This window comes from Candidatus Comchoanobacter bicostacola, assembly GCF_024172705.1.
Lineage (GTDB): Bacteria > Pseudomonadota > Gammaproteobacteria > Comchoanobacterales > Comchoanobacteraceae > Comchoanobacter > Comchoanobacter bicostacola.
Genome location: NZ_CP092900.1, coordinates 212,822 through 231,692, shown reverse-complemented (window position 1 = coordinate 231,692; position 18,871 = coordinate 212,822). Strand labels below are relative to the sequence as shown.

General features: G+C 38.3%; 16 protein-coding genes, 1 tRNA gene and 1 rRNA gene. 7 read left to right on the top strand and 11 right to left on the bottom strand.

The window, feature by feature from the left end:
* Window positions 1–26 precede the first annotated feature (26 nt).
* Window positions 27–100 (bottom strand) — tRNA-Thr (locus tag MMH89_RS01105).
* Window positions 101–222: 122 nt separating this feature from the next.
* On the opposite strand from MMH89_RS01105, the gene MMH89_RS01100 reads away from it, so the two are divergent.
* Window positions 223–879 (top strand): site-2 protease family protein, encoded by a 657-nt coding sequence (locus tag MMH89_RS01100; protein ID WP_258568540.1) that lies wholly within the window; start codon window positions 223–225, stop codon window positions 877–879.
* On the opposite strand, the gene proS is transcribed toward MMH89_RS01100, so the two are convergent.
* The gene (gene proS, locus MMH89_RS01095; RefSeq protein ID WP_258568539.1) at window positions 873–2,330 is read right to left on the bottom strand and encodes a proline--tRNA ligase; all 1,458 of its coding nucleotides are present in this window, start codon (window positions 2,328–2,330) and stop codon (window positions 873–875) included. The genes MMH89_RS01100 and proS overlap by 7 nt on opposite strands.
* A gap of 137 nt (window positions 2,331–2,467) precedes the next feature.
* On the opposite strand from proS, the gene MMH89_RS01090 reads away from it, so the two are divergent.
* From MMH89_RS01090 to MMH89_RS01065, 6 genes are all read left to right on the top strand, one after another.
* Window positions 2,468–3,982 (top strand): hypothetical protein, encoded by a 1,515-nt coding sequence (locus MMH89_RS01090; RefSeq protein ID WP_258568538.1) that lies wholly within the window; start codon window positions 2,468–2,470, stop codon window positions 3,980–3,982.
* Window positions 3,979–5,157: a hypothetical protein gene (locus MMH89_RS01085; protein WP_258568537.1), complete on the top strand. Its 1,179-nt coding sequence runs from the start codon at window positions 3,979–3,981 to the stop codon at window positions 5,155–5,157. The genes MMH89_RS01090 and MMH89_RS01085 overlap by 4 nt, the downstream gene beginning before the upstream one ends.
* A 43-nt stretch (window positions 5,158–5,200) precedes the next feature.
* The gene (locus MMH89_RS01080) at window positions 5,201–6,514 is read left to right on the top strand and encodes a hypothetical protein (protein ID WP_258568536.1); all 1,314 of its coding nucleotides are present in this window, start codon (window positions 5,201–5,203) and stop codon (window positions 6,512–6,514) included.
* 19 nt (window positions 6,515–6,533) lie between these two features.
* Window positions 6,534–7,679, top strand: coding sequence for a hypothetical protein (locus MMH89_RS01075; RefSeq protein WP_258568535.1), 1,146 nt, complete (start codon window positions 6,534–6,536; stop codon window positions 7,677–7,679).
* Between the two features lie 101 nt (window positions 7,680–7,780).
* Window positions 7,781–8,539, top strand: a complete 759-nt coding sequence (locus tag MMH89_RS01070; protein WP_258568534.1) for a hypothetical protein — start codon at window positions 7,781–7,783, stop codon at window positions 8,537–8,539.
* Window positions 8,540–8,559: 20 nt separating this feature from the next.
* Window positions 8,560–9,432: a hypothetical protein gene (locus tag MMH89_RS01065; protein ID WP_258568533.1), complete on the top strand. Its 873-nt coding sequence runs from the start codon at window positions 8,560–8,562 to the stop codon at window positions 9,430–9,432.
* Between the two features lie 27 nt (window positions 9,433–9,459).
* Here the strand turns inward: MMH89_RS01065 and MMH89_RS01060 are convergent, their stop codons facing one another.
* The 9 genes from MMH89_RS01060 to rrf form a co-directional block, all read right to left on the bottom strand.
* Window positions 9,460–11,463 (bottom strand): ATP-binding cassette domain-containing protein, encoded by a 2,004-nt coding sequence (locus tag MMH89_RS01060; protein WP_258568532.1) that lies wholly within the window; start codon window positions 11,461–11,463, stop codon window positions 9,460–9,462.
* Between the two features lie 78 nt (window positions 11,464–11,541).
* On the bottom strand, window positions 11,542–13,104 hold the full coding sequence (locus MMH89_RS01055; protein WP_258568531.1) for a hypothetical protein: 1,563 nt from the start codon (window positions 13,102–13,104) through the stop codon (window positions 11,542–11,544).
* 636 nt (window positions 13,105–13,740) lie between these two features.
* Window positions 13,741–14,265, bottom strand: coding sequence for a hypothetical protein (locus MMH89_RS01050; RefSeq protein WP_258568530.1), 525 nt, complete (start codon window positions 14,263–14,265; stop codon window positions 13,741–13,743).
* 83 nt (window positions 14,266–14,348) lie between these two features.
* Entirely contained in the window at window positions 14,349–16,649 is a 2,301-nt protein-coding gene (locus tag MMH89_RS01045; RefSeq protein ID WP_258568529.1) for a hypothetical protein, read from the bottom strand.
* A gap of 485 nt (window positions 16,650–17,134) precedes the next feature.
* Complete coding sequence (locus MMH89_RS01040) at window positions 17,135–17,383, bottom strand: ankyrin repeat domain-containing protein (protein ID WP_258568528.1); 249 nt, start codon at window positions 17,381–17,383, stop codon at window positions 17,135–17,137.
* Window positions 17,373–17,879: an ankyrin repeat domain-containing protein gene (locus tag MMH89_RS01035; RefSeq protein ID WP_258568527.1), complete on the bottom strand. Its 507-nt coding sequence runs from the start codon at window positions 17,877–17,879 to the stop codon at window positions 17,373–17,375. Before MMH89_RS01035 ends, MMH89_RS01040 begins: the two co-directional genes overlap by 11 nt.
* A complete protein-coding gene (locus tag MMH89_RS01030) occupies window positions 17,869–18,468 on the bottom strand; it encodes a hypothetical protein (protein ID WP_258568526.1) in 600 nt (199 codons plus the stop codon). The genes MMH89_RS01035 and MMH89_RS01030 overlap by 11 nt, the downstream gene beginning before the upstream one ends.
* A 23-nt stretch (window positions 18,469–18,491) precedes the next feature.
* Window positions 18,492–18,677, bottom strand: a complete 186-nt coding sequence (locus tag MMH89_RS01025; protein ID WP_258568525.1) for a hypothetical protein — start codon at window positions 18,675–18,677, stop codon at window positions 18,492–18,494.
* A 49-nt stretch (window positions 18,678–18,726) separates the two neighbouring features.
* Window positions 18,727–18,834, bottom strand: a 5S ribosomal RNA gene (rrf, locus tag MMH89_RS01020).
* Window positions 18,835–18,871 lie beyond the last annotated feature (37 nt).

Below are 18,871 nucleotides of genomic sequence, written 5' to 3'. Positions count from 1 at the left end.
GGTGAAGTTTAGATAAAAATGAAGTTTGCCGCTGGAGGGACTTGAACCCCCAACCTATCGATTACAAATCGATTGCACTACCAAATTGTGCTACAGCGGCTTTGAACCTATTGTGCAAATTTTCAAACAAGCAGTCAAGTAGTAGATTAAAAATTCATGCATATATTGATAAAACAGACTTAAATGCGGTAGTATTATAGACGAACATACTATGGCACTATCATGACTTACAGCCAAAACTGGTTATTCGAACTAACACTCTGGGTTATTCCTGTTTTACTAGCTGTGAAGTGGCGAGAATCAGCAAAAGCAATTGTATCCCATTATCGCGGCGATTCTACAGCCAAAATGTTGGGCCTTGGATCCATAAATATTTTTAAGAACTTAGACCCTATTGGCTCTGTTATAGCACCCTTCTTGCTCATTTTAAAAGGTCAACTTCCATTTGGTTGGGCCCGATCATTTAGCATTCGCCCCTACTTTTTAAATAGAGGTAAGTTTGATGTATTAATAATCATTTTGTCAGGGTTCCTTGCAAATATACTGATGGCAATTGGCTGGCTATGGGTGGACCACTTAAGCACCTATATAGAATGGTCACCAAAACTCTACACCGTTCTGACACACAGCGCTCAAAACGGGATCAAAATAAACTGTATGCTGATTATTGCGCACTGCATCCCAATTTTCCCTATGGATATAGCCGTCATTATTGATATGTTCCTTCCTAGATCGCTCAGCAGCTTATATAAGCTGACTGAATGGATAGGACCTTACGTTATCTTCTTTATCATCTTCAGCAATATGTACCCACAAGAATTGATTGCTAACTACAAGGCAGTTAAAGACTTGATGATACAGCTTAGCTATATTCAATAAGCTTTTGCGATCACCGCGAGGGTCAATGTATTTTCACCTGTGAACACACACTTGGCTTGACTACATGGACGTAGGCAGCGCACAGACAAGCCATGCGGCTTTAATTGAGCCTCTGATCCTTTCCCATCAAGATAAGGAACCACAACAAAGCCTGAGCTACTATTGAAGTGATCAATGACTTCCTTAGCATTCTCGTATTGATGTGTATCCTCTTCACGTTTTTTCTGCGCTGAGTCATATAACGCTTTGTGTACAGAATCAATCATAGTCACTACTGAGGCAACCTCTAAGCTACTTACTTTTGTCTTTTGCTTATGGGCTTGGTGACGTGCCATAACCATCATCACATCTTGCTCTAAATCTCTAGGGCCGATCTCAATACGAATAGGAACCCCCTTCTTAATCCAGTCCCAAGATTTCTCTCCACCCCGCATATCACGAGTATCAACATGCACCCGCACAGGCGCTCCCGCATACTGCATTTGAGACAATTGATCTGCTATAGCTTGGCACTTCTCAAGAACAGCTTCAGATTGATGTGCATTAATGGGAAGAATCACGACCTGATGCGGCGCAATTTTAGGTGGAAGCCTTAAACCATCATCATCACCATGTGTCATCACCAGAGCACCAATTAATCGGGTTGTAACACCAAACGAAGTCCCAAAGGTATGCGTTAATTGACCTGTTTGGTCTGAGTACTGCACCTCATAAGCCTTAGAAAAGTTTTGACCTAGATTATGAGAAGTTCCTCCCTGTAGCGCTCTACCATCCTGCATTAGCAGTTCTAAGGTATGTGTTTGATCAGCACCTGCAAACCGCTCATATTCTGGCTTCTCTCCTACTAAAGGTGAAAACGCTAATACATCAACAAAAATATCTTCATAGACAGCCAGCATCTCTTTCGCATGCTGCTCTGCTTCTTCCTTAGCTGCATGGAAGGTATGCCCTTCTTGCCATAAAAACTCACTGGATCTTAAAAACAGTCGAGTCCGCATTTCCCAGCGTACAACATTGGCCCACTGATTTAATTTCATAGGCAAGTCTCTATGGGACTGAATCCATCCTTTAACAATAGGTCCAATAATTGCTTCTGATGTGGGTCTGATAATCACTGGATTTGTAAGTGGTCGATCCGGTACTAAATTTCCATCTGGATCCTTCACCAAACGCGAATGTGTAACAACTGCACACTCTTGAGCAAAATCCATATGTTTCGCTTCTTGCTCTAAAGCTGAGATATTCATTAACAACGGTGCGTAAAAATTGTGGTGACCGGTTCGCTTAAACTCTGCGTCTAAGTACTGCTGTACCCGCTCCCAAACTGCAAACCCATATGGCTTGATTACCTGGGAACCAGCAACATCCCCATGTTGTGCAAGCTCTAAAACAGCAGCATGATACCAATCAGAAAAGTGCTCAGCTCGAGTCGGTGTTATTGCGGTACGCATAGCTATATATCTCAATTAAATCATTAAGATTAATAATAACCCATTTACCTAAAATCACAAGTATTCCACAATAAAATTGACAACTGCATTTATATTTTTGATACTATGTAACATAGCTAATAAGGAGTTTTTAGCACATGAAAGAGAACCCAATATGGAAATGGGGATTAATTACACTACTCTATTTTAGTGCGAATAATGGAATAGCCAAAACCACCATTAACTTTTATGGAAAAATCAACCAAACCAAACTTAATTCTCGTGCTACTATTAAGCAAGGGTTTGATAACTTTGGCTCAATTAAATTCTGGACTGACACATCAATTGAACAGTATGGAACCTTTGCGGGTGTGTATGGAGACCACCCAATAGCGCGTGCGCCTGGAAGTGTATTTGAAGATCGGAAAAGGGGCTTTAACATACTTGTAACTGGCACAGAGCGAACTCCTGAGGCATCTGACTTTGTTTCAGGAAAAGATATTTTAATCTTGTCTGATGCTTCAGCCACAACTACAAAATCAGGAACATTCATCAAAAACCTAAACCTAAACATTGACAGCGCCTCAACATACTTAAGACTATCTACTGAAGAAGGAACCATTTCTGAAAGCAGCATTACAATTGATCATTCACTCAACCAAGGCTTGCATGTTAATCAGCATTACAATAGAGCCAAAGGTGAAGATGAGAGCGAAGTATACAACGTTACTGACACATACTACAGTGGCCCAGCAACAATTACACGAATAACACCAGCAACAGCAGAAAATGGGACTATTACCTATAACACTGGTCCTGATGATACATACCCCGAAGTGAAGGTGGACGATGTGTTGAATAATGACAATGCTTTTGCCTCAGGTTTAGATGGCGGAAACTACAAAGCTGCTGCATTAAATGGTGATGCTAGTGGTATCATTCTAACTCCCTTAGTCGAAGGGTCGTATGTTGCATTAAACACGAATCCCCCCGAATATTTTGAGCTGAGTGAAGAAAATCAGAAAAAAGACTTTGTCTTTATACGTTCAGCAGATTTTAATAATGACACTCAACTGAGCTATATACTTAAACAAGCGGCTTCTTTTACCTACAATACACCTACCTCGAGTTATACCTACACTGATTATGATACTGTTAATTATTACAGTGTTGATTTGGGCCTAAATCTACGACAATATCTAGCTCAAGAGACATTTATACAATTTGATCTTGGATTAGACTCCCCTATTGAAAACCCTGAGCACACGGGCTTTTACTATAAAATAAAACCTGAGCTCACATTCCATGGATCAGTAGGTCTTGGCGCAAACATCTTGGGGGCACACATTTCGCTTAGTCAAGGAATCACATACCTAGTTGCGAGCACAGAGGTAAAATCACTCGCTACAAGCGATATTAATGGTACTGTCGAAATTGAGAGTCAGAGCCTAAATATTACTCGAGAAACTCAAGCTGGATTTTTCCATACCCACACAGCACTTCAGGCATCGTTTAAGGTATCTGACCATGCAAGTGCACTGATCAACTACTCACTCACAAATAAAAATGAAAAACAAGAGCTCAAAGGCGCACAAAGCAATCTTGCAACCTCTGAGATACAATCATTTTCAATTGGCATTATCTCATCACTCGACGAGGAGTTCTTTCTATGAATAAAAACTTTCTCTACAGCTCTTTACTCATTCCCAACTTAATTTTTGGTAATTTCCATTTCACCTTTAACACAGGAGTTACCTCTAAAACTATAGAAATTAAAGGACGGATTATCAAAGCCTCTGAAGAGATGGATTTTTATGAAGCACTCTACGACTTAGAGGATGTGAAGCGTTCTCTTGACAATCTACTCATCGTTCCCCACAAAGCAGTCTATGTAAAATCTAAATCCACCGGAACCCCTTGGGAAGCATCGACCGAAGAATATGCCCTACTTAAAGTAGAATTCGATACTACACTTACCATCACTCAGCCTAACTTTACTAAAGCCAGCGGAGAAGGAACAGCCAGTGTAAAATCTATTTATAAAACTAATGGTTTGATCAAGACTGAACTGGAACTTACTAATATGACCGCTGACCCAACAGCTGTTGATTCATATACTGTAGTCAATAGTGATTATAGTTCAGTACGAACATGGGAAGATTCTAATGGTAATACAACTACAACTTCAGAACACGTAGTCGCACTTCTGGATAGTGACCTACTCTACCAGGCCTCAAGATCAGTTAGCAACCTTGTCGATGCCGCCGCTACAGGAGAGACAGTCAGTCACTTCCAAATTCATAATCCACAAGTGCACGCTCTAGAAGCCTCAGCGCAGGCAGGCTATGAGTATGAAAACTTTATTAGCGCATTTATCTCTGCTCATTTTGATTTCCCCTTAACAAGCAACTCAGGTAATAACTTAAGCCTGATAGACTTTACCCCAGAATATAACTATGGTACTGCAGCTGGAATCAGCGTTTCGGTCTATGACTTTACACAGGTGTCTATTGCTGCTGGCGCGCAATCTATCAATGGCAAACTATCAGCCAGTCTTCCAAAAAAAGACGGTACTGATATATATTTGAGCCCGATTAAATATGAATATGCCAACGACACAACAGATTACACAACAGATAGCTACCCAGAGGTCACTGATATGGAAATAAATGAGTATGCTTATTACATTGATCTAGGCATCCAAAAGAAAGCAAACACCAGTGCTGTAGGATTTAGCGCTCATGCACGCTATGCCTTTGAACATGAGCCTGGTGAGTATAATACCTCTTTATCCAAATTCAAATTTAACCAAACCAGTCTCAACTTAGCTATGAGCTATTCTATATGAACCGTTTAAACCTAATATCCAATACGAATGGAGTGCGTAGTCTATGAAACTCACACAAACCCAAATTAAAGTATTTTACCTAAGCCTCTGCTTTTGTGCACAATCCACTCAAGCCAACATCAATTATCGAGGAAAGGTAGCCATTAATAAAATAAATATGAACCTAGAAACTCAAGTAAAAGGGCTTGGTGACGGGTATAACACACTACTCGATCAAGTAAAAGGTGCTAGTGGTGCTGAAGATCAAGGTCTAGAGGACCTAGGTCCGTTTGAGAAAACACAAAAGATGGCGCTTAAGAAAGCGCCTGGTGTTGTCTATGTGGACCCAGAAGATAATTTTAAAATAAAGTCCCAATCCACTGCTCTAGAGGTGACTGAAGCTGATGCAATACCTGGGACGGATATTTATTTAATATTTGCCCATGAAATAGACGCAAACTCTATAACAAATAATGGTAGTATATTTGAACCAGTTATAGGAGAAATGTTGAGTATGGTACTATTTAGCACCGACCCCTCTGAGAATATGGAAACCAAGCTCACTATAAACCATTCACTTAATAGAGGCCTACAAGAAGTCACTAATCTTAGCGATGGCTCTTCTGGCGATTATAACGCTATTCCGAATAATGCTACTTGGTACGATAACTTCATTGATGTGAACGAAAACCGCATACATCTAAAGACAAGTCAAGGTATACTTGGGGCTGCAGCCGATGAATTAGCTCAAAGATCAAAAACAATAACTCTCAATGAAAAAGCTCGAGATGACAATTATTATATTATATCCATGAACAGTCCAAGCGATAATAATTTTAAGAACATCAGTAAAGGTATTGATCTAGGTACAGCTGAAGGCTTTATAGAAGCAAATAGCTTAGATTATTACGCTGTAAGCCTGGGTGGTGGTATCGATGTTGGCGTTACGCCCTTCTCTCAACTCAGCCTTGATTTCACTTTAGACGCACCGATCCAAAAAGTTGAGCAAGACGCCATCTATTATGAGATTGACCCAGAGATTGCTTTGCAAGCTGATGTTGGCATAAAAATAGGTGACCCTAAAAACAATCTTGGTATACATAGCGGTAAAAGACTCACTCGCTTTTCATCTGAATATCGAGCGATCTCTGACACGGAAGCAGCAGTTGAATTAGTCTCAACTAAAAATAAAAAAATGGAACATATTCTCCAAGCCTATATTTCAGTTAGCGCCAACATCGAACTGATGCCTTATGTTCAAGGACACGTTAATTTTCAGATCAATGAAAAACAAGAAAGCATCATGATTGACGGAAACACAACGCCTCTTTCCATGACTTCACAACACGTTTCATTCGGGATTACTGGAATATACTAAAATTTAGGAGCATTATTTAATGAAACACAAACTACTCATTATTCTTGGCTTACTCTCAGGTTGCGCTCACGCTCAATTTTCCGTCAAAGCAAATGCAGGGATTTCATCGCATACAGTCTCAGTCAGTGGCGCAATTTTCAGACAGGGTGACCCTGCTCAAATGATTATAGGATATACTACTATCAAAAAGCTAGATACGACTATTACCGCCCTCCCCAATCTAAATCAAGCATCTATTTTTGTTCTAGGACTCGATACTGACCAACCTTGGGAAACAGAGACGCGTTCAGCTTATATTCTGTTTGGCGACTACCTGGAGGACACCGGCAGCAACAATAAAGTATTCAGCCTCCGTACTCACAAGGTATGGAATCAATCTACACTAGTAGACGGGACGAGTTTTGATGTCACACCTACTGCCGATAAAACAGAGATCATTTTTAAAGCTGTTGATGATAATGGGGATCCTTCCTACACAGATCCTGAGACTGCAAAAGCGGCAACCGGATATTTTGATTTTCAAAAAAACCCACGTGTTGTAACTGCAACATTCTTAGATACTGCTGATTCTTATCAAAAAGTCACCATAATTAATACGAATACCTTAAACTCAGTCGTTGAAGCACAAAAACAAATGGTTGAGGCTGTTGGAACAGGTAGAGTTACTTATGAAACCAACCATACATCATTCCAATCTGTAACTGCTGGTTTTGAACTACAATATTTATATGATTATATCTATGCAGCGGTTTCTTTTAAAGCCAATCAACCGATCACCACTCCTGACAATACCATAACCAACATTGAGTTCTCACCATCATTTGGTGGATCTGGTGCAATTGGTGTTGGGGTTCAGACCAGCCAACACAATAGCGCTGTTATTTATGCAGGCATTGAAAAAGTAATGGGTGAAATTAGAACGACCAGGCTAACTGCTGATAAAACAATTAAAACTGAATCATCCTATCCCACCATTGAACTTTCTGATATTAGCCTAACATCACCCTTTATTGAAGTGAGTTTCATGCACCAGTTTTATGGAGACCAAGTTGGCATTTATGGCTCTGCTCGACAAAACTTTGAAAGCCTAGATTTGGGTAGTGAGTTTACGAAGTTTGAGTCTAGTCAAACTTCAGCATCCGTTGGATTTAATTACAACTTATAACTTGACGATACGAGCATAAATCAAAATTCAGTCATTATACTTGATTAAAGAAAATGAAATGCTAAAATCAAGTCAGCAATATTTTAAGTAAGGGAGCATACATGCCATCACATGCAAAATATATAATATCGGCAATTATCTTAACCACCACAATGTCCTATGCAGACATCGACTTTTATGGAAGTGCAAACGTAAGCACCAACAAGATGGGCTTTGAGTATAATGAACAGCTTATACCTGGAAGCTTAACCAACCAACATCACTGGACACTTCAAGAGCTAGCAACTGAGTTCAACCAAATAAATGCTGAACTATCTGGCAAATGGAATTACGCAGACCAAATGGGCTTTTATGGCAGTATCATTTATGGGATATCCTTTAGCGATAGTGAAAAAAACTTCGCTATGCAGAGCTTCAAACTTGAGCATCAAGGATCCCCATCCATTACCCTTGGTGGTTATTTAGAAACTCAAAGTCAATCTGAGATTCAAGTAGGGGCTCAAATAAGTGCACCCGGACTCAAATTATCTGGACTCAGTGATGGCTTACTGTATAACGGAGCAACACTTGCAGATGCGAGCGAAATACGCCCTATATCGTTATCAATTATGGGCAGAATGTATGTTCCTGTCGTTGAATGGCTTGATGCATACCTACACCTAGACTATGGTTTGACGAGCTTTAATTTAGAACTGGATGGTACAATCACCTCAGAAAATGCCAACTGTAAAGATACTGCTCTGGTCGCTCAACCCACTAACCGTACTTTAAATCTGGGACGTCAGCTTACTTCCTCCCCTAAATTCTTAAACAGTAACTTCTCTGTAGGATTTAGAACCCATATTTATAAACATAGTTAAAATTAAAGGAGTATATGCTAATGCACACAACTATTTTACGCCCAGCCATAATTTCAACACTCTTACTGAGCAACACCCTTTCTAATGCTGGACTTAATCATTCTGTAAATATGAGAATATCAGGGGTCATTAGCCATCTCACAGCTCAAAATAGTGGCGCTTACAACCTTCCCTACTTAAACACAACAGACGACTACCACTTTGCATGCCCATCTGCTGATGATGACGAAATTGACGTTAATACAGCATTTGTGAATGATGATCAGAAAAGCATTGCAAAAGATAGTGTTGATACAACAGCTGTCAACCGTTTGTCAGTAGGGTTTAAACTCCAAAGCCTACCAGAGACCGCGTATCCAAGTGATGCGCTAACTTTTGGTATCAGTAGTGAAGTTTACGGGATTTATGAGGGTGAGGCTAGATCCGTACTTGCAAGTTTATTTACATTCAAGCCACGAAGTACATTTGGCGCTGATATCGGGGTTGTACTTGATCGTAACGGCAACCAGATTGAGATAGGCGGCGGTGCATTCGCCCAACGCATAAAAATAGAAACAGGTCCTGTTTTTGACGCACTAAGCTCCATGGATAATGACGCGATAGATGGCAACACCAATGCTTCCTTATTTAATGATGGTGAAAGAAAGCCATACGAAGCAGAGATTGATTACTTAGTTGCACCGTACATATATGCGGAATTAAGCACCCATTTAGGTGATGTAGCCACTGTATTTATTAAAGGACAATATGGCTTTGCAACTGATCCTAAGTTAAATAGCAACCCTAGTGATACAGACACACAAATGTTTTCTGGAGATCATACTCAATTTGAAGAACAGTATGAATTTCGTACCAATACAATTAAAGTCGGTTTAGAGATCAACCTATTCTAAGGTCGTTCTATACACATTAATACCTGATTAGCGTTTAACGCTAAGTCGAATTTGCTGTTGAAAATGCGCTTTTACATCTGATTCTTTAACATTGTGATCAATCACTGCTGATGTGCCTTGCCAAGCAGTTAAAGACTCACCTAAATACTGCAATACACTAGGACGTTTTGCACTGTCTATTTTCCCAGTCATCTCATCACAACAAACATAACTTGCCTTATTAGGGTAAAGTTTTAATGTTGCAACTAAGCCACAAATAGCTAATACTTGACGCTCTCCATCTGAAAAATCAGTATAACTTTTATCCAAGTCAAGTCGGGAAAAACCACAAGACGATAAACCCTCTATTACATAATTATCAAACGCCTGATCACGCTTTACACTATAACGTTGCGCTAAGCGCTCCAGAATCGTTCCATCACTCTTAAAATCTAGTGATAATAGCTGCAAATCTGCTGCCGCAACCACCCAGCTTTTACCTTTTCCAAATTTGATATTTTGGCCCATTCTAGGAAGCTTGCACGGAATTACCTTTGAAAATATTGAAGACTTACCTGAGCCATTTTCTCCTGATACAAAATGAGCTTGGCCCGTGTGGATTTCGAAATCTGTCTTGGCACCTTTCTCGTTTTCAAAAACACCTTCAACCTTTTTGGCATCACTGACATCAACGACTGAGACTTGAACGCCAGATGGTTTGCTAGCTACTGATGGCCGTTTACACAGTATCATAGAAAGCAGATTAGTTTTAGAACGCACCTCAAATACAACCAAGACACAGGACCCCATTAAAAACACAATCATGGCTTTAAGACTAATCAACAACATTAATGGAGATAAAAGACATAAAGCAGAAAACAAAATCCTTAACTGATTTCTAGTTAATTTAACTGACTCATAGTCTGGCAATACATCATACCCTTTACTAACCAACTGCCAACTATTATACAACTTATTTGCCACTTTAAGCGTGTGCAGCGTGAGTGGAATGATACCTACCGCCTCACCCATAGACTCTGACAAACTTTTACAAAGTGGCAATAGAATTAAAACAGTTGGAAGCGTTAAATAACCAAAATACAAGCAACCAGCAAAGTAGCAGGTGTATAAAATATAGGTAAAATGAGACAAAATCCCTGATGCAAAAATCTTTATACGATTATAAAAAGTTGCAGTCAGTGATAATTGACTGGTTTTATTAACTTCAGTCCTAACCGTGCTATTTAACATGGCTTGATGAGACAAGTTAACAACCGCTGCATTTTGTATGTTCCGTGCACTGTGTGTCATCGTGTTATCGTATCGCTCCACATACTGACTATAATGTTTCTCAAACTTTACTTTTACCCAACGGCCTACAAATGAAGTAAGCACACAAATAAATAATGAAAAAACAAACGTTGATAAGTTGAGTGCAGTAGATGCTAAAACCATACTCCCTATAGTGGCGACTATCATACCAATAATAACAGGGATATGCGTTAAGGTTTGATGCAGCCTTTCTTTAACACTTTCCATCCAATCTTCTGGACTAAAGTCAGCATGCAAAATGTTATTATCTCTAAGTAAATTCTGAAACATACGTATTTTTATACGTGAAGAAAATTTGTTCCTTAGTTTATCAAATGCATTAAAAATTAAAAACTGCACCAGCAAACTACCCAAGTAAGCAGCTGAAGCATAAATGATCCACTGTGAAAAAAGGGCTAAATTAGCAACACGCAGCGCATCTACAGCACGCGGTAAGATATAGGCCTGTGTTACAAAAAGTAAAAATTTAACGAGCCCTCGACCTGAGCCAGCAAGGAATATTTGAGCAAAAATTCCCTGCATACTATTCGTAAAACTAAAGACACGACCCGTAGAGGGATCAGACTCTTTATGACTACCTCGAGAGATTAGATAGAGCAAGCTGAAAAAGCTGCTCATAACCCCACGCTTACTCATGTTCTGTTTAATATTATTTTCTTTATAGGGACTAAATGTTCCTAAATCTATTGTCTGGCTACAGCCAACTGCTGCCTCATCCATGGGCACACCCTTGTTTTATAAACCTAATAAAACATTAGCACAAGCAGTTGATTTAATCAATTATGCCTTTGGTTTAACCTAAGACCCAGCACCTTTTACTGGCGTTAAAGATGTGCCACCTAATATTCTCTTTACCATACCTTGGGTGCCACAATCATCACATCGGACAATATTTTTTAATAAGCTTTCCGAAGTATTTGCAGATTTCACAGGATGATTTAGCTTTATACCTGAAGCTAAAAGCCCCAAATAAAACTGACAGTCAAAGTTACCTGGCATGTAATTAGGAACAATATACTTTTTAATGTAAGAGACTCCTTTTTCATCTTTACGGTAATTATCATAACGCTTTACTTGCATCTCATCATGAGCCTTTAAAATGCTTTCTAAAACGTCCTTATCCATTAGCGTATGATTTTCGTGTGACATTTTGTAATCAATATGATGGAAGCTAGGCTTTCCAAAATCAATTCCTTGAGACAACTTAACACCATGTTGACTAAAACCAACATCTTTTCCATCCGCAACATTATCTTTATTGACAAGCACGATAGCTGCACCACCGTGGTACCCCATGTGACCTTTTAGACCTGTTGATACACCACCAAATACAGTTGATTGCATGGTATGCGTATTCAAATATGTTTGTAGCTTACCATCCTTCCAGTTTTTTAATGTAATGCCCATCTTCGCTAAACGAGCTTTCTCTAACTTAATCACTTCTTCACGTAATTTATTAAGGGAGAGTTTTTCATCAACTAATTTTGTACTATAATTCTTATGAATCTTCTCTAATACTGCACGATGCGCTTTCTTATATACATCACTCATTGGCTTAGCATCTTTAACTTTCTGCAGCTTAAATGTCATAGCATCTGCTTTAAGCCTTGGTAACATACTAATTTGAAGCGCTATATAACCATCGATACCCTCTACAGTCACATCACCATCGTCCAACATAAGCTTAACACCAGAACCTAAAAGATTAGACACTGCTTTCATCTCACTCGTTAAGTCAGTATACATCTCAGTACCCTCTTTAGAACTGCTATCTTTTTTTCCGACTAACTTGCTGTGAATAATTAAACCTGAAGGACTCTTCTTATTAAAAACTTGACCCCATCGATCGATTTTCTTTATTTGTGTCGCTTTAAAATTAACAAAGCGCTTGCTGTGTGATTTTAACTTGTCAGGCAAAGCCATTGCGCCAAGCAACATAATTGCTATTGCAAACATTAACCCATTAGCAAGTGACTTTAATAAAGCAGGGAAAAAAGAAGTTCCTAATTTACGCTCGCCCTTGAAATTTATAGCTATCAAATGAGGAGACCATAATAAACCCAATGGTAATGCTAGAAGTGATACTACAAATACCATTGCTTTAGTAACTAACCACTTTAAACGATATGAGTGTACTGAGTTACATCCGTATGATTGATATAGAATCTTATTAATTAACTTAGAAGCCTGAGACTTTACTTCAGAATCAACCTTACCTCCATTCAATAATTGTTTTAACTCACCAACAGAGGCTTTCAATTTGTCGCTAATACCATCCGTGTTCAGAATTTCATCTAAACTAATTTGAACTTCTATATCTCCACTATTTTTAATCATAATATTTAATACCTTTTTTAACATTTATTATACAATACTTTTAACAAAATGTCAAATTTACAAAAGCACCAACCAGAAAACATAGAATCATTACTCTTATTAAGAGTCCGCTGTAATTTACAAAGAAAATCCAGTTACACATTTTAAAAATGCTGTTTTTTCTATAGGCTCTTCTCTAATTTAAAAAAAGCGCCTGATCTCAACATAGGTTACCTTAGCCAACTGATTGACCTACTCTAACAACTGTTAATCATCCATGAACAACATTGATCATGGACTTAACTTAAGGAGCAAACGCCTCTAATTATAACTGACCTACTTTCCTGGGGCAGCCGCACCGTCAGCAAAGGCAGCAGGGAGCGCTGCATCAGCTGCTAGCTCAGACGGAATGCAAGCAGCCAACTTACCCTCCCCAGAAACTTCGGAAGGAGTTACTACATTATACCTTAATGGTTACTAACAAACGGACCGACATTAGGTGAGCATTCCTGATGCCCTTTACATGACTACTGTAAACGTCTTCGCTTAATATTGTCATATAATCATCCATCTCAATAAAAATCCTTATTATATAGCTCATGACTTTAATGACAACTCTAACTCTCTTACATGTATAAGATCGTTCTCAGTCCGCGTAATATGTAAAATCTCTAGTTGATTCTATAACTCTTCATATGTTTCAATATCAAAGTCCTCTATATGTCTAGCTGTTACTTTAGGATCTATACAGTCAATCAACCTGTCTGTCAACTGAAGAAATAGATGATACCCCTCAGACCATGCACGAGAACTCCCTGAACTAAAAAGATCATTATAACTAGGCTTATCCAAATTCTTCCGACCTACTTTAAAGTTTGGCTTCACTTCTTGTAAATTATCAGACGGGCCAGGCAACCCAACATTGTCTTGCTTAGGATAGCCAGATTTATTAAAGAAATCCTTCACACTTGCACAGAAAGACTTCGTGGCATCTCCTGCCAAAGTAGACAAGTTATTGAATTTATCATTAACATCCATAGCACTGTTTAGAATATCCGTCTGTAAACGTAATTTACGTGTTTTTATTTTCAAGTTACGTATTTCATTAAGCTTGGATCTGGATCTACGACCCATCGCAAAACAGCAGAAAAGCATGCAGAAGAATAAGATTACGGTAGTAAGAATCCATCCTAACGTATATAGCATTATTTAATCTCTTTTTTGTATCAATTGTAGCGTTTTTAAAAAAAAACTGTCAATTGACACTAATCTTGACCTTCATGCAGAAACTAGGTGTTTTCTCTTCTTACACCTAGTTTAGAAGACAAGAGAGATTCTTCCAAGATCACACTCTCATCTAAAAATTTCTCTATCTGACTTCTACTCATATCACACCTAGAAAAGCATTGCGCTAACCCCCCATGATCATCATTGATGATATGCTTATAAATAAGAATAGGACTAATTTGCTTTATAGCACACAGCTTATTGAATAAACTTGCTTTATCCAATGCTATGTAACGTTGAGAAAATATACCATTATTGATGCACCAAGCTGAAAAAACTTTATCAGCTTCTGGTATAATCCTTACATTATTAATACCTGGATATAGCAGCTTCGCATCTACAGGCAATATTTCTTGATCTTTTAATTCACAAGAAAAAAAGCTGACATTTCCAATCTTATCCTTTAGCCAATTTAAAGTAATTAAACGCACATTACTTAACGATTGGATTTGTTTTAACATCTGATCAACTAATTCTTTTCTACTTTCAGCGGTTGACCCCACACATACTGCTTGGGAAAGAGTGTGATTCTCTGAAGAAAATCCGCGTAAATAAGTTTGTAGTGTGTTATACAAATCCCTACGATATTTAGCACACTCAAGATACACCGGCAAAGGCATGGCATCATAGAGGGTTTGTACCAAACCAGATGCCACTACCTTAATAGATAATGTTTGGTGATATCCATTAAAATATTGTGCAATACTCTCTGGAGGAATCTCGAACTTTGCTAAAGCATCACCACCCAAATATTTTTTACACATATTTGAAACAATATAATAAGGCAATGTAACGTGAGGATGAGCTTTAGAGACACTGCTAGTCTCAGCTATATCCCGCTTGATAGGACCTGCCAACATCTGTACACTTAAATTTTTCGGCATATAATGTGAAATCAATAATACTTTCAGGGTATCAGTCACTACCTCCTCATCATCCATACCAGTAAAAGGCAAATCAATAAATAAATTAGGCGATACCTTGAAAACATTCATCACAAAATATCTTTGTCTTAATGGTGGTTGAATATACCTAAAGAACCAGGATAATAAACCTATGTATGCTTTTTGGAACATCAATAGTATCAATGATAAACCTAAACCCTCCTCTCTCAAATATCTCTCTTCTCTCAGATATCTCTCTAAAACCTCTCTAAATCTATCCTCTGGCAACATCTTTCTTAGCTCTACAGCTGTTAGCTCTGCCAACAGCCCCGAATCAACCAAAGCATTTAACGCCGCTGGGTGCCCACCATACGCTATATTTACTAGTCGACCTAATGTTTGATCATCATATAATATCTTCTTTAACTCTGCTGGTGTTAGCTCCTTCACTACTCCAGAAGCAACCAAAGCATTTAACGCCGCTGGGTGCCCATTAGACGCTATATTTGCTAGTTCATCTAGTATTTCCCAATGATAATTTAATATTATCTTAAAATCTTTAGCACTTAGCTCCTTCAATACTCCAGAAGCAACCAAAGCATTTAACACCACTGGGCACCCTCTATTTGCTGCAGATACTAAAATACAAAAATCTTTATTTATGCCAGATTCAAAAACCGACTCCTTTGTGAGCTTTAGATTACCCTCAAATCTACCAGGTTCAACAACAGATAATATCTCTTTAAAATCTTCTGCTGTCAACATAGCTAATGCTCCAGAGTCAATAGCGATATTTAACGCCTTTGGAGCTCCCTCAACTGCTGATAATGTTAAATCAAGAAGAGTGGCGGGATGTACTAATAGTTGTTTCCATTCTGTAGTAACAGTTAGATCATTCAATAATCCAGAATCAACAAAAGCATTTAACGCCTTTGGGTATCCGCCGTGTAAAGCTGCACGTGCCAACTGACTAAGTGTATTAATATCACCAAATAATATCCCCTTTAACTCTACAGGTGTTAGCGCTGATACCACTCCTCGATCAACCATGATATCTAACGGTGCTGAGTAATTAGCATTTTCTACTACAATTGCCAAGTCACCAAGTGAGTGAATACTATTCAATAATAGCCCCTTTAACTCTGCTACTGTTGACTCTGCAAAAAAGCCAGAATCAACAAGAGCTTCGAAGACCGATATATAGTCCAAACCTGATATGCGCACTACATCTCTAAATACATTTTTTTCGGTAGCAAATAGTTGTTTCCATTCTGAAGCCGTAATAACTTTTAGAGTATCACTATACATACGACTCAATTCAGGATCGTCCGGATTCTTACCATCACGTACTAATGCTTTTTGTAACAGACTTAATACTGGATTAATTGCTTCTTGTCTGTATTCAGGAATTGATTTCATTTTAGCCCCTCATATTAGGTTAATCTCTTCTTATCTCATTCAAGGATTGATTTTATTATAGTGTTTTAAAAAAAAACTGTCAATTGACACTAATCTTGACCTTCATGCAGAAACTAGGTGTTTTCTCTTCTTACACCTAGTTTAGAAGACAAGAGAGATTCTTCCAAGATCACACTCTCATCTAAAAATTTCTCTATCTGGCTTCTACTCATATCACACTCAGAGAAACATTGTGCTACATCTACACAACTACTACTGAAGTGATGCCTATCAAGACGCGTAGAATTAATTTTCTTTATTGTAAAAAGATTATGAAACAACCTTGCTTTACCCATTGGTATATGATGTTGATTATATGTATCTTAATGATACACGAGACACAAAAATCAACATTCCAAAACTACCTCTTTAGCCAATTAAATTAACTCCACACAAACAAGCTAATGACTATATTGGCGCATTCACGAAAACAATCAGGGGTGCATTTATGGACGTAAAACACGCTTATCTTCTTGACCCTCTTGTGCCAAAGTCGGTTTTTCTAGAATAGTTAACACCTCTTCCCAAGCTGGATTATTAGCCCGGCCACAGTTAACAGCTAATTGATATGCAGAGTTTCCCTCAGCGTTACATATACTTACATCTGCACCAGCGCTTAGAAGAATATTTACACACTCTAAACTTCCATCACTCTTACTAATAATAGCCAGTATTAAAGGTGTTCTATCTTTCATACTTGTATATTTTTTTTTGTGGGGGTGAAGTAAGTCTAATCTCTTCACGTATTAAAGTAGATTGCTTATTTACATCTAGTCCTTTATCAATTAAAAACTGAACACTCTTTGGCTGCCCACTTTCGCATGCAGCAAATAAGGGTGTTTCATGATACTTATTGGTAAAGTTAATATTCGCATTATTTCGTATCAGTAGCTCCATACAGTCAACACGACCATTAGCTGCCGCTACAAATAATGCAGTAGAGCCACAAGGCATGATCGGTAGATCAACATCAACACCATGCTTTAAGAATAACTCAAGACAGGAGATATAGCCTCTAATTAATACTACTTTGATAGCATCGAGGAATTGACCTCTAACAACAGGCAAACATTCATGAAAATTATAATGTTGGGTACTTAGTAATGCATCAAGTGTATCAAGGTCATTTTCTTTACATGCCTTCCATAGAGGCTGAGTAGAAATAAAGCGCAACAATTGCCTATCTAGCACCGTTTGCTAATAGTACCGGAACACTTCTATAGCTCTGTTTCCTTATCGCTATATCTAGTATTGTTTCATCAAAATTTACGCTACGTCGTTTAATATATTTTGAATAATAGGGTAAAAGTTTAGCCAGAATAGTATGCAGATTCTTTTCAACACATATAAATACAGCACGCTGAATTGCTTTTTCATGGTCGCTGAGAGACGAGTCAAATAAAGGTATTAACTGCTCTAATGCAGCAAAATTTTCACAATGTAAAGAAAAGAGTAGTAGAGTCGCAAAATCACTAACTCTTGACTTAGCAAACGTGAATATCTCATTCATCCCTGCCTGAATAGCATAATGCCATGAAGAAAAGAAAGGAGGCATACTCTCTGAATTTACTTCCTTTTGTACTAGTTTCTCTCTAGTCATTGGATCCACAGGGTTAGTTTTAATACATCTTCTATAATCCTGCTTAACATAAAAATGATTATTTTTATTTCGAAGAAAGTGCTGATCACTGTCACGCCTGTATTCATCGTGAGAGATTAAACAAGCTGTGCTAATAATTTTATCTGTCTCATGCACTAACTCAGGATGAGTCGCAATCATTTTCTCAGCAATACCATTATATCCTAATTAATAGCCAGCTGTAACAGATTAAGCTCTAAAACAGTTTCATTAGGGAAGTCATCACACTCTACTTTAGATAGCGCTAACGTTGGGTCAACAGATAGCATTCTACCAACCTCATGAATATTATTATCTTTTACAGCTATGTAGAAATTCTCTCTTAAAGCTTCAATGTTACTTGTAGGCATAATTTTTCCCCAAAAAAAAACCCGCCATAAAGACGGGTAAAAAAACAAAGTCTGGCGATGACCTACTTTCGCGCAAAGCACTATCATCGGCGTGAAGCGGTTTCACTTCTGAGTTCGAGATGGAATCAGGTGGGTCACACTCACTATAGTCGCCAGACAACCTTAGCAATTTGACGATAGTCTGATTATTGATT